General features: G+C 49.2%; 15 protein-coding genes. 8 read left to right on the top strand and 7 right to left on the bottom strand.

All coding sequences use genetic code 11. The features are described from left to right. The first annotated feature begins 110 nt into the window (after positions 1 to 110). Positions 111 to 470, top strand: coding sequence for a hypothetical protein (locus L6H98_RS24345; RefSeq protein WP_236420281.1), 360 nt, complete (start codon positions 111 to 113; stop codon positions 468 to 470). A gap of 81 nt (positions 471 to 551) precedes the next feature. On the opposite strand, the gene L6H98_RS24340 is transcribed toward L6H98_RS24345, so the two are convergent. The 4 genes from L6H98_RS24340 to pyk form a co-directional block, all read right to left on the bottom strand. After that, positions 552 to 1352 carry a DUF4261 domain-containing protein gene (locus tag L6H98_RS24340; protein WP_236420280.1) on the bottom strand — a complete coding sequence of 267 codons (801 nt, stop codon included), beginning with the start codon at positions 1350 to 1352 and terminating at the stop codon, positions 552 to 554. Between the two features lie 108 nt (positions 1353 to 1460). Then, positions 1461 to 1832, bottom strand: a complete 372-nt coding sequence (locus tag L6H98_RS24335) for a DUF1304 domain-containing protein (protein ID WP_236420413.1) — start codon at positions 1830 to 1832, stop codon at positions 1461 to 1463. A 148-nt stretch (positions 1833 to 1980) separates the two neighbouring features. Further along, positions 1981 to 2730, bottom strand: a complete 750-nt coding sequence (locus tag L6H98_RS24330) for a WecB/TagA/CpsF family glycosyltransferase (protein WP_236420279.1) — start codon at positions 2728 to 2730, stop codon at positions 1981 to 1983. Positions 2731 to 2968: 238 nt separating this feature from the next. Next, complete coding sequence (gene pyk / locus L6H98_RS24325; RefSeq protein WP_236420278.1) at positions 2969 to 4384, bottom strand: pyruvate kinase; 1416 nt, start codon at positions 4382 to 4384, stop codon at positions 2969 to 2971. A gap of 112 nt (positions 4385 to 4496) precedes the next feature. Here pyk and L6H98_RS24320 point away from each other — a divergent pair, with 112 nt between their 5' ends. Further along, on the top strand, positions 4497 to 5276 hold the full coding sequence (locus L6H98_RS24320; RefSeq protein ID WP_236420277.1) for an AraC family transcriptional regulator: 780 nt from the start codon (positions 4497 to 4499) through the stop codon (positions 5274 to 5276). 56 nt (positions 5277 to 5332) lie between these two features. On the opposite strand, the gene L6H98_RS24315 is transcribed toward L6H98_RS24320, so the two are convergent. After that, complete coding sequence (locus L6H98_RS24315) at positions 5333 to 6013, bottom strand: phosphatase PAP2 family protein (protein ID WP_236420276.1); 681 nt, start codon at positions 6011 to 6013, stop codon at positions 5333 to 5335. A 298-nt stretch (positions 6014 to 6311) separates the two neighbouring features. Here L6H98_RS24315 and L6H98_RS24310 point away from each other — a divergent pair, with 298 nt between their 5' ends. The 3 genes from L6H98_RS24310 (at position 6312) to L6H98_RS24300 (ending at position 7989) form a co-directional block, all read left to right on the top strand. Beyond that, positions 6312 to 7097 carry a CPBP family intramembrane glutamic endopeptidase gene (locus L6H98_RS24310; RefSeq protein ID WP_236420275.1) on the top strand — a complete coding sequence of 262 codons (786 nt, stop codon included), beginning with the start codon at positions 6312 to 6314 and terminating at the stop codon, positions 7095 to 7097. Positions 7098 to 7454: 357 nt separating this feature from the next. Then, a complete protein-coding gene (locus tag L6H98_RS24305; protein ID WP_236420274.1) occupies positions 7455 to 7655 on the top strand; it encodes a cold-shock protein in 201 nt (66 codons plus the stop codon). A gap of 115 nt (positions 7656 to 7770) precedes the next feature. Then, positions 7771 to 7989 carry a cold-shock protein gene (locus L6H98_RS24300; RefSeq protein WP_236420273.1) on the top strand — a complete coding sequence of 73 codons (219 nt, stop codon included), beginning with the start codon at positions 7771 to 7773 and terminating at the stop codon, positions 7987 to 7989. A 162-nt stretch (positions 7990 to 8151) separates the two neighbouring features. Here L6H98_RS24300 and L6H98_RS24295 read toward each other — a convergent pair whose 3' ends face one another. After that, positions 8152 to 8499 carry a hypothetical protein gene (locus tag L6H98_RS24295; protein ID WP_236420272.1) on the bottom strand — a complete coding sequence of 116 codons (348 nt, stop codon included), beginning with the start codon at positions 8497 to 8499 and terminating at the stop codon, positions 8152 to 8154. Between the two features lie 159 nt (positions 8500 to 8658). On the opposite strand from L6H98_RS24295, the gene L6H98_RS24290 reads away from it, so the two are divergent. Continuing rightward, positions 8659 to 9402, top strand: coding sequence for a class I SAM-dependent methyltransferase (locus L6H98_RS24290; protein ID WP_236420271.1), 744 nt, complete (start codon positions 8659 to 8661; stop codon positions 9400 to 9402). Positions 9403 to 9538: 136 nt separating this feature from the next. Here the strand turns inward: L6H98_RS24290 and L6H98_RS24285 are convergent, their stop codons facing one another. Further along, entirely contained in the window at positions 9539 to 10183 is a 645-nt protein-coding gene (locus tag L6H98_RS24285) for a GntR family transcriptional regulator (RefSeq protein WP_236420270.1), read from the bottom strand. A gap of 278 nt (positions 10184 to 10461) precedes the next feature. On the opposite strand from L6H98_RS24285, the gene rocD reads away from it, so the two are divergent. After that, positions 10462 to 11658: an ornithine--oxo-acid transaminase gene (gene rocD, locus L6H98_RS24280; RefSeq protein ID WP_290371488.1), complete on the top strand. Its 1197-nt coding sequence runs from the start codon at positions 10462 to 10464 to the stop codon at positions 11656 to 11658. 64 nt (positions 11659 to 11722) lie between these two features. Continuing rightward, positions 11723 to 12685 (top strand): arginase, encoded by a 963-nt coding sequence (rocF, locus tag L6H98_RS24275; RefSeq protein ID WP_236420268.1) that lies wholly within the window; start codon positions 11723 to 11725, stop codon positions 12683 to 12685. The last annotated feature ends 527 nt before the right edge of the window (positions 12686 to 13212 follow it).

Here is a 13212-nt window from a genome sequence, read left to right as displayed (position 1 = left end):
GCATCATTATTGCTGTCATTTTGATGGCAATAGTTGCAATTATGATACCGATATACATCAATCAGCAACGTCACACGACGTTTCGGGCTGAAGTGCTGGAGCATTTTGGGATGCTGGATCGGTTTAAACGATTGGAAATCCGGCAAATATCCAAAACAGGGAACGAAGCTGACGAGGAACGTGTTATTGAAGACGCTGAGGAGATCAGGAAGCTGCTGAACGATTATAAAGATCACGGATTGAAGCGGGCCGATCGCCCGAGCCTCAGCGAAGAAGCATCACCTTATTACTACGAATGGAGACTATTGATCAATAAGGAGGGCAGGGAATCGTCCGGATTCAACATCACGTTTTACGACAAGCAGCACATCGAAATATTCGATGCTTCCGCAACAAGGGATGCACTGACGAGTTATAAAGTGGATGAGCCGATGAACTGGTCCCGGATGGAACAGTATTTCAAGGATTGAAGAGAGGACAAGTTCACATAACAAAGGGAAACCGCGGCTAAGTCGTCGTTTTCCCTTTTGTTATTATATGGAATTGTACATTTAAAATCCAATTTTCAAGCTGCTGCCTTCGACGGCAACTCCTTCGGTAAGGGTGATCGGCAGCTTTTGCTCGGCCGAGAACCCGAGGGTCTCTCCTTCGTGCAAGGTGACGTTGTTTTCGACGACATAGGTCATGGTCATGAACATCATCTCGAACACGTCACTTATATGTTGCTGGGAATGAACGATTTCCATTTCTTTCTTACCGAAGTTGCGGAGTCCTGCGGTATAGGCAGATGAGCCTTCAGGTCCCTGATACAGCCCGATAAAAATCCAGAGCGACACTGGCAGCTCGCCGTCTTTCAGTGAGCGGCTTGTCTCTACGTATTTATTCGCTTCCGCAACCATTGGTGCCGTGTAGATGGCCAGGGCGTGATCCAACTGCAGCAGCGCACAAGCTGTTTTCGTAAACAACACATGTCCGCGGATCGGATCATCTGCATTGAGCACCGATACGATGATTTGCGATTGATGTCGTGAGGTTACCTGTTCCGCTTCGCGCCAGAGCACATTCAGTTTGGCGTTCTCCTCCACTTCACGGTCTGGAATCGGTGCTTCGATGTGGGCACATACGACCTGCATATCATCCACTTCGAAAAAAAGATTTCCCTCCTCCGGGCGCTCCGCAATTTCAATGTTCCATTCGCGTTTCATCGTGTCTATGAAAGCATCGAAATCGCAGTCCAGGCGCTCGAGCAAAACGAAACCGACGATCGTTTCATTGTAGGGCGCTTGCTCTGTCGCTCCAGAGGTCGACGGGGTTTCCTTTTTGCGTCGTCTAAGTTTGTCAAACAGTCCCATGAGACGTTCTCCTTCCCGAATTCATCACAATGATCGGCATGTCCATGCCATGACCCTAACATACCATATCCAAGGCACGCTTGTAATGACCGGTCGGCCATTTCCCCTTTACGGGAGGAAGAGAACCAATAACAGGGCAATGATTGCAGGCAGACCCTGCTTGATAATAATAGAGCGGGAAGCTGTTGCACCCCCATATAGAGCGGCGATGACGACACATGCCAGGAAAAAGATCTGGATCTGGTGTCCGAAAGCCGCATTCGGATGAACGAGTCCCCAGATCAGTCCTGCGGCGAGAAACCCGTTGTACAGCCCCTGATTCCCTGCGAGTGCTTTCGTGGATTCGGCGAATTCCGGCGTGGTTCCGAACGTTTTCATTGTACGTGGACTAGTCCACATAAACATTTCCATTACTAAAATGTAAATGTGCTCAATGGCTACAAGAGCCACGAAAATCATGCTGATCAAACGAACCACCATACTTTCTCTCAATGTAATTTATTGGCTTCTGCTTCATTATAAGGTCTGGCACTCTAAATCGGAAGCGAAAAAGTTTTGGGCAATTAAATTGTGTGAATGCATAGTTGGTCGAATACCCAATCAAACAAAAACAACGACCCCGGATACATCAGGATCGTTGTCGTTTGGTTTCTTTGAAAAGCAATGCCTGAACGGCGAAGCGCGGCAAAATGAGTTGTCTTCGCCATCTGGAAGGCTGGCGCATGAGGCGATACAGCCACTCAAGATGGAGTTTCTGCCATAGAGCCGGGGCACGTTTTGTTTTGCCTGCCACGATATCGAGGCTTCCTCCGACGCCGATGGCCACGCGGGCCTGCAACCGATCCCGATATCGGTGTATCCATTCCTCGGCGTAAGGCGCGCCTAGGGCAACGATCAGAAAGTCAGGCTTGGCCGCCCCGATCTCTTCCACAATACGCAGCTCATCTTCCTCCGTAAAAAAACCGTGATGACGTCCGCATATCGAGACGCCGGGATAATTTTTTTCGATGATATCGGCCGATCTTGCGTTTACATGCTCTTCCGCGCCGAGAAGGTAGAAAGACCAACGTTGGCGATCGCCCTCCTCCAACAGGCGAAACAGCAGATCGCAGCCGGTGACCCGTTCGGTCAACTTACCTCCACGCAGCCTCGAAACCATGATAATGCCCGCTCCATCAGCCGTAACGAGCCCTGCCTGATCGACAATGGAGCGTAGGCGGTCGTTGTATTGACAGGACATGACGATTTCCGGGTTGCCTGTAATAACGTGAAACAGCGTGGCATCATTTCCTTGAATAACATCGCCTAATAAGGATAACGTTTGTTCCATATTTACGTTGGGGAAGGGAATCCCCATAATGTTGGTTGTTTCGTTCATCGGTTTATCCTTTCTGGTTTCACCCCTGCATGTTTCAATAATTATCCGTAAACCCAACTTATCCCAGTATATCGAAAGCGGCCTTCGATGACTATGGCGAAATGACGATGAGTTTCTGCTTCCAGCTGCAAATAAAAAAGGCCCACCGGCATAACCCGGCTGACCCGTAATCGAACAAAAGCAACCCGTGAGGCCGGGTTGCTTTTGCGCGCTGCTATTCACTTGCTTGTATATGGGATTATACTTGCAGGACCTTGATCAGGTTCGTATTGCCGGATTGACCGATCGGAACGCCCGCAGACAGCACGATGATGTCGCCTTTTTCAATGTAACCCGTTTTGATAGCGTTGCGCGTGGACGATTCGAACATTTCGTCCGTCGTGGTCACTTTGTCGCCCAGCACCGGAATAACGCCGGAGAGCAGGCAGATTTTTGCGAGCACTTTCTCATGCTGCGTGACCGCGATGATCGGCGCTTTTGGACGATATTTGGAGATCATGCGCGCCGTAAATCCGCTCTCGGTGGAAGTAATGATCGCTTTTGCATTCAGCACGAGCGAAGAGCTAACGGCACCTTGGCTGATGACTTCAGTGATGTTAGCCACCTGTTGGGCCGATTTCTGATTGAATTGTTCCTTATAGTCGATCATCGTTTCGGCGCGGCGCGCAACGGCAGCCATCGTACGGACCGATGGGATCGGATATTTACCCGCAGCGGACTCGCCGGACAGCATGACTACGTCTGCACCTTGCAGCACGGCATTGGCTACGTCACTCACCTCGGAACGGGTAGGACGCGGGTTGACCTGCATCGATTCCAGCATGTGCGTGGCCACGATGACCGGTTTGCCGGCACGGTTACATTTGTCGATCATTTCTTTTTGCATCATCGGCACGTCTTCGATCGGCACTTCGACCCCAAGATCGCCGCGCGCAACCATGATGCCGTCCGATGCTTCGATAATGTCGTCGAGGTTGGTCATGCCTTCCTGGTTTTCGATTTTGGAAATAATCTGAACATGCTCGGCGCCACGTTCTTTGAGAATGCTGCGGATTTCGCGAATATCGTCGCCCTTGCGCACAAAGGAAGCCGCAATGATTTCGATATCGTTTTCGATCCCGAATCCGATATGCATGACATCGCGTTCGGTTACGCCCGGAAGGGTCGTTTTGATCCCTGGCAAGTTTACGCCTTTGCGAGGTTTCAGAATGCCGCCGCTAACGATATCGCAATGAATTTCGGTGCCTTCGACAGAAGTGACCGTCAGATCCACCAGACCATCGTCGATCAGAATGCGGTCGCCTGGCTTCACCACGAGATTCAACTCAGGATAGTTTACCGAGATCCGTTCGGCATCGCCCAGAATTTCTTCCGTGGTCAGCGTCAGTTTTTTGCCAGCCTGCAGATGGCAGGAAGCCTCTTTCAATTTGCCGATACGCACTTCAGGTCCCTTGATATCCATCATGATCGGCACATATTTGTTCAGCGCGGAAGCAGCCGCGCGAATGTTGTTGATCCGTGCAACATGATCCTCGAGCTCGCCATGCGCCATGTTCAGACGGGCCACTGTCATGCCTTCCTGAATCATTACCTTCAACGTTTCAATGGAGTCACAAGCAGGTCCCATGGTACAAATAATTTTTGTTTTCAACATGTTATTTCCTCCTCATATCCTTTGCTTATAGGGTCATTGTAGCGTTTTCTGTCGAATCCGAATATGAACTATAGTACAATGATTGGAGTATAGTCCAATGACGAGGTGTTTTATGATTACCCCACTAGAAGTGCGGCACATCAACAGTGTCGGCTGGTACGAAAAGGGCGTGCCATCAAGGGGGACTTGGCGGCTCAGCTTGGTCACCTATGGAAAATGTGTATATTGGGTGAACGGCGAGAAACAGATCATGGAAAAGGGAGAACTGCTGCTGATCCCGGAGAGCGTATCTTACTACGGCAAAAGCATCCCGACCGTTACCCACACCCAGATTGTCGTCCATTTGCAATGTCCTGCTTCCGGTGAATTGCCGATGTTGGAACAACCGGAAACGCTGCGGCATAAACCGGGCTGTTACGAACTTATCCTGGAACGCATGAAAACGATTCTCCAGCAGTGGCAGGAACGGCCATCTTATTATGTCATGATGAGCCAAGCCTTATTGACGGAAGTGTTAATTTACGTGAATCGGGAAGTGGACCGGGGCGTGATCCCGCCCGAGAAACATGTGCATGCGGAGCGGATGAAACGATACATCGAACGGCATTATCGCGAAAAGGTGACCAAAGAGGAGCTTGGGGATGCGATCGGCAGGACGCCCAATTATGCGGCGGCATTATTCAAAAGCATGACGAATCAAACGATCAGCCAGTACGTGCATGATCAGCGGATGAAACGGGCCATGTACATGTTGACGGAGTCCCGGCTCTCCGTGCAGGAAATTTCCGAGTTTCTCGGCTACCGGGACCTCTCTTATTTTTACCGCATATTCAAACGCCTTACGGGAACATCCCCATCAGACCTGTTGCAGGAACGCCCGCCAACGATATAAGCAGATGATTGCATAAAAAAAGAGGGCATATCGCCCTCGCAAATCATGAATTCGTATTACGCACTGCCGCTTGTACTCTTTGTCCCCGACGCACCAAGCGGTTGCTTGGCTGTTTTTTGTGCGCGCTCTTTGCGGCCGGCAAAAGCATGGACCGCCCAATAGGCCGCTTCCGCGAACGCGATGCCTCCGGCTACGTCCAGCAGGGAGTGCTGCTTCACGAACACGGTCGATGCAATGATGAGCCATAGCCACACTGACCAGGAGATTTTGGCCAGCGGTTTGAACGTAAGATGCCGTTGAACGATGATGAACAGCAGATAGCTGGTCAACACGTGAACGCTCGGAAAACAGTTGTATGGAGCGTCATTGCTGTAAATGAACTGTACCAGCAAACTGCTGAGGTCGCTGCCCTCCACAACCGGACGGGGAACGTGCGTAGGAAAGACCGCGAAACAGATGTTTGCGGCAATCACGCCAACGTTATACGTGAACAACGCTCGCCAGAACAGGGATTTGTTGGTTATGCCCAGATACAAAAAGCCTAGATACAGGATTGGCATCCAGCTTACGTACGGATATATGAATTCTTTGATAAACGGAATTTTAGTATCGATCAACGCATAATTGTAAAAGACATCGCTGCCTGTATTCCTGCCCAGCAGGACGTAGATGGAGCCCTGAAGCGGAACGCAAAGGATCGCAAGCAAGTGCCACCAGCGCTTAAAGAGTGCTTTCATGAATTACCCCCTGATTGTTTTTCTGAATGAACCATGAATCCCGATGTCTTCTGCCTAAGAAGACGTTCGGAAACGGCGTCAACCCTGCATCCGTATCATTATTTTATGTGAAATGGCTTGAAGGGCAATGAATCTTACCTGATTTTAGGGTAATCACGTCCCAAGAAAGTCTCTATTTTGTTACTTTTGCAGTTTAATCCAATCTACGATATACATATTGTGGAATATGTGATACAACTATTGTTGGTTATCAATTCGCATGACAACGAAAAAAGAAAACGAATGGGGAAGAATTTTTATGTTGGTTTCCCAGTCCCAAGACAGTAAATCTTTTTCCGGGCGCAGGCCCATACTCGCTGTGGTCATTATCGAATTGCTTCTGCTGCTGGCTGTTTTTGCCGCCGGGGCCGTCGCTACCATTCGGGAAATGGACTATACCGCGCCTGTATGGATGTCTTTCACGCCGATCGCGGTCGTGCTGATAATCTATTTGACGTTCCGGCGCAGATGGGGTTTGATCGGATTTCGCTCGTTGCGAACGATTTCGGCCCGGCAGTGGATGTATTATATCCCGCTGCTCCTTCTGCTGGGCACGCTGCTTTTGAAGGGGTTCGGAGAATTGACCCTTTCCAAATCGGTCTTTTTTATTTTCTTTACCTTGTTGGTCGCTTTCGTTGAAGAAACGATTTATCGGGGATTGATTTTTACGATCTTGTTGCGCAAAAGCGTAGTCGCGGCTACAGTTGTTTCCAGCGTTCTGTTCTCCGTTACGCATATCATGAACGCCATGTCGGGCCAGAGTCTGGGCGATACCCTGCTGCAACTGGTATATGCATTGTTGGTCGGAGTGGTTCTTGCCCTGCTTATGAGTCTGAACGGGAATATTTGGCCGCTTATTTTTTTCCATTTTGTTCATAACCTGATTCAATTTCTGGGGGATGACCATCAAGGGGAAGGCTCGCTTCCTTACGATATTTTTGTTCTTGTTGTGTTGGCCGCTCACGCGATCTGGTTGGTGCTCCGCCTTCGGGCCGATTCTTCGAGCGTCAGTCAACCCAAACAGGGCCCTGCAATGATGAAGTAAAATCATCCTTTGGATATGCAGTTCAAAATTCGATCAGAAATAAATGTATAAATTGGTTTCGATCTGCATATCCTTTCATAAGACGAAGCGTGGTAAGCGCGGCGGTGACCTTTTCCGGGTTAGACGAATAACATGTATTTCCATAGCTGTTTGAAAACAAAATACAGGAATTGCTTTTTGGCAGAAGTAGAGGTATAATACAAGAAAGTTGATAAAAAGTGTCAAACCTAATTCACATATTGTAAAGGGCGATCACTTGGAAGTTATGACTGGTACCTTTTATAATGTGTGAATTTTTATTTGCTTGTGCAAAGAACAAAGGAACATGTTAATTTTTGATTTGGAGGTGTAATTCACATGCAAAACGGAACAGTTAAATGGTTCAACGCTGAGAAAGGCTTCGGTTTCATCGAAGTTGAAGGCGGAGAAGATGTATTCGTACACTTCAGCGCAATCCAAGGCGAAGGCTTCAAAACGCTGGACGAAGGTCAACAAGTGCAATTTAAAATTGTACAAGGAAACCGCGGTCCTCAAGCAGAAGAAGTTGTAAAACTGTAATTCAAGCATAGCTGCCCTTAACATGTTATAATGATTAAAGGCAGCTTTTCTTTTTTTGCTACTGTGAAATAACGTCTGCAGGATGTGTTTCCAATATCAAAAGGGGGTAGAAGTCATGTATAATCGCAAAAAACCGATTGAAGAGATTCCGCAAGCGGATGCGGCAATCTGGGAATGTACGAGCGATACGTGCAAAGGATGGATGCGGGACAATTTTGCGTTTGACAGCGTACCAACTTGTCCGATATGTACTTCTGAGATGGTTAGCACAACGAGAATGCTGCCATTGCTTGAGAATTCGACGAACCCTGCAAAGACAACGATGTCCAAGTGAAATCGGATATAGCATCGTTTTCTCACCTCTAGCGAGGTGTTTTTTTTATTGCTGGCGTGACCAACGACGATTCAAAGAAAAAGCATGGGCCCCATCGCTAACGATGGAGACCATGCTTTTTTGATATTTTCAGGCTGGAATGGCGAGCGGGGAAGGCCGAGGTCAGATGAATAAGAACGGGATCAGCAGCAATGTGGCTACGAGTGCCAGGTCATAACCGGCCCCATATCCAGGTCCATAAGATCCATAAGGTCCATAACCATAAGGTCCGTAGGCCGAGGAATTCACTTTTTTTCCAGCCGTACGTTTTTTGCGGCTTTTGCGAAGTTGTTGTCCGGGTTTAACGGAAGACAAACGCGGACCTTCGAAGCAGTTGTTCAGGTAAACTTTTCCATCCCGAAAGCCGCCCAGTGCGCCATACATGTGCTTTCCGTCTTTCATAATGAGACAAACCGGACGTCCAATGTGCGGTGACACCGTCTCTTCGCAGATCGGATGAATTCTGTGCATGCATATCCTCCTTCGCGTTGCGAATTGCCGCCTGAAATCAACGGTTTGTATATCATAGTAAAAGCCGGCGGGATTGGTATGGGTGTGTACCCGTAAAACGTATGGGGATGTGCCGTTTTTGGCGTTGGTCCATACACTGGAGAGGAGGGGGATGAAGTTATGGACTATCATGATATGCTGGCAAAGCTTGGAGAGGGGAGTGCTCATCCTGGGGGATTTGCGGCAACGGTCCAACTGCTTCGTTCGTTGTCGCTGCCTGCGCATGGAAGTGTGCTTGAAGTTGGGTGTGGAACAGGACGGACGGCGTGTTTGCTTGATCGGGCGGGATATCGGGTTACGGCCGTGGATCGGCATCGAGGGATGCTGGAGAAAGCGGTAAGGCGTGCGAGGCGAGAGCGGCGTCATATCCGTTTTGTTCAAGCTGATGGCGAAGCATTGCCTTTTCCGGATGACAGTTTCGATATTGTATTTGTGGAGTCGGTCACGATTTTTATGCGGCGCCGCCGCGCCCTGTCCGAGTATAGGAGGGTACTGAGGCCGGACGGTCTGCTGATTGATCGGGAGATGACTTTGTCGGGAAGCAGATCCGATAAAATGTCGGAGGAACTGAAGCGGTTTTTCGGGTTAAGAACGCTCGCTACGGTGACCAGATGGAAGGAGTACTTTAAGGAAGCCGGGTTCGATACGGTGAAGGTGCTTGAACGTTCTTCCTCAATTGGAAGGTGGAGAATCGACCATGATCCCCTGCGGGAGATGGACCCGGATCTGTATGAAGACGTGCAGATGAAGAGAATGAGTCGCCTCAATGACCGGTTGCTTGCGAAGTATGGCAGGCGCCTGGGTTATGCCGTATTTGCTGCGAGTGCGCCAGTAGTGGACGATTACATGAATGCAAAACAATGAAGTTTTCAATAAGCACATTCTTGGTATAAAAGATAAAAGGCATTCCAACCGTATTGGGCTCTGTCCTGTTGTAACTAACAGACGAGGAGCTTCAGCGGCTGGAATGCTTTTTTATATGGTCTAGTTATGCGCTGCATTACAACATGTCGTTATCGATGATACGCCAGTGATGCTTCAGCAAGGATTCCAATAAAGGTTTATCCTTGTCTTTGAATGCGTCCAAAATGTGGCGATGCTCTTCATTGACTTCGCGGAGTATGCTGAAGAGTCTGTTTTTGTCCTCGCTTGCATAAGACTGCCTGATAAATCCGTTTTTCAGCATGTTCAGCATTTCGATCACGGTAGCGTTGCCGCAGCGCTGAATGTACAAATGGTGGAACTGGTACTGATCTTTATTGTAGGCCGGAAGATTGAGCTTGGCGATATCTTCGTCCATTCTTGCGATCAAGGCCTCCATTTCAAGCAAATCGGCATGGGTTAACTGGTCTGCCGCCAGAGTTCCGGCAAGTGCCTCCAATGCTCCGATGGCTTGGGAGAATTCAAGCTTTTTGGCGGCATCGAAGGGCGTGACGATGAATCCTCTGCGCGGGATGTATTGCAGAAGGTTATCCGATGCGAGTTGGAACAATGCCTCCCTTGTCGGAGTTCGGCTGATGTCGAGTTTCTTGCAGATCTCCGCTTCATTGATTTTCTGATTAGGGAGCAATGCGCCGTTCTGTATTTTTTCGGCGATATATTCGTAGACATGGTCTTTCAAGGACCGGTATTTGGGTACGTTCATATCGAATCCCCTTCCATGAACCGTGATATTGTGATATGCGCATGGGCACAGAGCCCGGTGCAGTGTCCGTTCGAGTGGCTGAAGTTTAAATCATATTAACACCGGGACTGGAGTTGGGCAAGCGGGCAGAGCGGTCAAGGGAGCTCTACTCAGGCTGAGGATTATGGAATCAGTAGGCTATGGCATAAAAAAGGCGAAGGAGTCGTAATCCGGCGAGGCACAGCATACATTGATATTGTATTTTGTATACAAATCAACAAAAGTTGGTGATGGGACATATGTCAACATCAGAAGTGTTTATTCATTGGTCTGAGAAGCACGCTGCGCCTAACTATAACCCGCTCCCGATCGTCATCGACAAGGCGGAGGGGGTGTGGGTGGAGGATCCGGAAGGGCATCGGTACATGGATATGTTGAGCGCATACTCGGCCATGAATCATGGTCACCGACACCCGACGATCGTGCAGGCGCTGAAAGAGCAAGCCGAGCTGGTCACGCTGACATCACGAGCATTCCACAGCAGTGCGGCTGCGACATTTTACCGAAAGCTGTCGGAGTTCACGGGCAAATCAAAAATTTTGGCGATGAATACCGGTGCCGAAGCGGTTGAAACGGCGATTAAGGCTGCACGCAGATGGGCTTACCGCGTCAAAGGCGTACCGGAAGATCAAGCTGAAATTATCGTTTGCTCAGGCAACTTTCACGGACGGACCCTGACGGTAACTTCTTTTTCTTCTTCATCTTCATATAAAAAGGACTTTGGTCCGTTTACTCCAGGGTTTCGCATTGTTCCTTACGGTGACATCGAAGCGCTCAGGCAGGCCATTACGCCATATACGGCAGCATTTCTCGTAGAGCCCATTCAAGGAGAAGCGGGGATTGTTATACCGCCTGACGGGTATTTATCGCAGGCGATGGCATTGTGCCAGGCGCAGAACGTTCTGCTGATGGCCGACGAAATCCAGACCGGATTCGGCAGAACAGGCCGGAGGTTTGCGTCGGATTGGGAGGGGGTGGAGCCGGATCTATGGATTATGGGCAAAGCGCTGGGGGGAGGCGTTATGCCTATCTCCGCCGTAGCCGGCGAGTCCGAAATTTTGGATCTGTTCGAGCCGGGTTCGCATGGGTCGACGTTTGGCGGCAACCCGCTTGCTTGCGCGGTGGCCGTTGCCGCCCTGCAAGTATATGAAAACGAGAGGTTGGCAGAGCGATCAGAGCGCTTGGGGAACTATTTTATGAAGCGGCTCCAGAGTGTCCGGAATCGATGGATTCGCGAAATACGCGGAAGAGGTCTATTCATTGGAATGGAGCTGCATGCTCCTGCGCGTCCGTTCTGTGAAAAATTGATGCGTTCCGGTTTATTGTGCAAAGAAACGCATGAAACGACGATTCGGTTCGCCCCGCCGCTGACGATCAGGGAGTCGGAAATCGATTGGGCTGTGGAGCGGATTGAACGGGCTTTTGTTAACGCATAGATTGGGGATGGGAAGAGAACGCCGCTTATTACTTCCAATAATGAAGAACAAGGAGGCAGCTTCCATGGGGGAAGAGCATGTTGAACGATGTCAGGAACTCGAAAAGCCGGAAACATCGGTACGATCGGGTGTCCGGCAGATTGCCGTCGTTAAGGTGCCCTTCGGTCTTGGTGGCGCGCAAAGGGGAGCGGAGTTCGGGCCCGGCGAATTGATCGCCGCCGGATTGAAGCGGGAATTGGAGTGGTTGGGTTATGTGGTTTCTGAAGAGATACGAGTGGATTGTCTGATGGAGAGTTCCGCAAAGCCTGGCCAGGATGGTACAAAGTATCTGGCTGAGGTGGAGCAGATGAGCAGAAATGTGTGCGCCGCAGTTTCCGGCGCCGTGACCAGAGGTTCCTTCCCGCTTGTCCTTGGCGGAGATCACAGTGTTGCAATCGGCACGATCGCCGGATTGACCGCAAAATATGCGAAGCTGGGAGTCATATGGTTTGATGCCCATGCGGACATAAATACGGAGAAGGCAAGTCTGTCAGGAAACATGCACGGCATGGGTTTGGCCGCGGCATTGGGCCATTCGTCTTTTAATATATCCCGTATCCCTGGAGCCGGACCGTTCATCGATCATACAAACCTTGTATATGTAGGTTTAAGAGATCTGGACGAGTATGAAAAAGAAAAGATCGGGGAGCTTGGAATCCTAAGCTTCACCTTACGAGATATCGATCGAATGGGCATTCAGCATGTCGTTGAACAGGCGTTGTCCGCGGCCGGAAACGGCACGGACGGCATTCATGTCAGTTTTGACATGGACTGCCTGGATCCCCGTGAGGCGCCTGGCGTGGGTACTCCCGTACCGGGTGGATTGAGTGGTCGCGAGGCTCATTTTGCGCTGGAACTGCTGGCCGCGACGAATCGGGTAACTTCTATGGAGTTAGTCGAGGTAAACCCGTTTTATGACATCAACAGGCAAACTGCAAGAATGGGTGTTGAATTAATTGCTTCTATATTAGGCAAACGAATATTGTAGAGATTGTGCATGGGTAAGGAAAGCGATCGGAGACAAGGCCGGATATGATGTTTCCTTCGATGAGGCGGATGTCCGGCTAAACCGAATCATTTCAATGAAGGTGAGTATGAGTCGTTTCAGTGATCGGAAATATGAAGGGGAACTTTTTTTGAAAAAAGTACTTGCATAATGTTAATGTACATGGTATATTCTAATTCCGGCCAAGAAAACACCGAGAAACACACGGTGCGGCAAGCAAAGCAAATAAGCTTCGAAAAAGAAACTTAAAAAAAGTGCTTGCAAAGTTGGTTCGGATGTGATAAGATATAAGAGTTGCTAAGGACAATAACTTAGTAACGAAAACAAAGTTTGATCTTTGAAAACTGAACAACGAGTGAGTAATGCGAAGGTTTTTGGTACATGTCGTATGACTGTATAAAAACCGGAGTGACATTGAGATATTTTATCTCGTCAGATTCAAAATGAGCTAATCGCTCTTTTCAATACCTCAGATGATTTTCATCACGATTAACCTCGTGACCGAAATT

The sequence above is a fragment of the Paenibacillus sp. JJ-223 genome, assembly GCF_927798175.1.
Lineage (GTDB): Bacteria > Bacillota > Bacilli > Paenibacillales > Paenibacillaceae > Paenibacillus > Paenibacillus hubeiensis.
The sequence above is the reverse complement of the archived record's forward strand: the minus strand, read 5'-3'. Positions and strand labels throughout refer to the sequence as shown.

What these genes read in the sequence shown, in the direction of transcription:
- L6H98_RS24345 (WP_236420281.1), top strand. Translation starts at nt 111, where the DNA reads ATGCTGGATCGGTTTAAACGATTGGAAATCCGGCAAATATCCAAAACA.
- L6H98_RS24340 (WP_236420280.1), bottom strand. Translation starts at nt 1,352, where the DNA reads ATGGGACTGTTTGACAAACTTAGACGACGCAAAAAGGAAACCCCGTCG.
- L6H98_RS24335 (WP_236420413.1), bottom strand. Translation starts at nt 1,832, where the DNA reads ATGGTGGTTCGTTTGATCAGCATGATTTTCGTGGCTCTTGTAGCCATT.
- L6H98_RS24330 (WP_236420279.1), bottom strand. Translation starts at nt 2,730, where the DNA reads ATGAACGAAACAACCAACATTATGGGGATTCCCTTCCCCAACGTAAAT.
- pyk (WP_236420278.1), bottom strand. Translation starts at nt 4,384, where the DNA reads ATGTTGAAAACAAAAATTATTTGTACCATGGGACCTGCTTGTGACTCC.
- L6H98_RS24320 (WP_236420277.1), top strand. Translation starts at nt 4,497, where the DNA reads ATGATTACCCCACTAGAAGTGCGGCACATCAACAGTGTCGGCTGGTAC.
- L6H98_RS24315 (WP_236420276.1), bottom strand. Translation starts at nt 6,013, where the DNA reads ATGAAAGCACTCTTTAAGCGCTGGTGGCACTTGCTTGCGATCCTTTGC.
- L6H98_RS24310 (WP_236420275.1), top strand. Translation starts at nt 6,312, where the DNA reads ATGTTGGTTTCCCAGTCCCAAGACAGTAAATCTTTTTCCGGGCGCAGG.
- L6H98_RS24305 (WP_236420274.1), top strand. Translation starts at nt 7,455, where the DNA reads ATGCAAAACGGAACAGTTAAATGGTTCAACGCTGAGAAAGGCTTCGGT.
- L6H98_RS24300 (WP_236420273.1), top strand. Translation starts at nt 7,771, where the DNA reads ATGTATAATCGCAAAAAACCGATTGAAGAGATTCCGCAAGCGGATGCG.
- L6H98_RS24295 (WP_236420272.1), bottom strand. Translation starts at nt 8,499, where the DNA reads ATGCACAGAATTCATCCGATCTGCGAAGAGACGGTGTCACCGCACATT.
- L6H98_RS24290 (WP_236420271.1), top strand. Translation starts at nt 8,659, where the DNA reads ATGGACTATCATGATATGCTGGCAAAGCTTGGAGAGGGGAGTGCTCAT.
- L6H98_RS24285 (WP_236420270.1), bottom strand. Translation starts at nt 10,183, where the DNA reads ATGAACGTACCCAAATACCGGTCCTTGAAAGACCATGTCTACGAATAT.
- rocD (WP_290371488.1), top strand. Translation starts at nt 10,462, where the DNA reads ATGTCAACATCAGAAGTGTTTATTCATTGGTCTGAGAAGCACGCTGCG.
- rocF (WP_236420268.1), top strand. Translation starts at nt 11,723, where the DNA reads ATGGGGGAAGAGCATGTTGAACGATGTCAGGAACTCGAAAAGCCGGAA.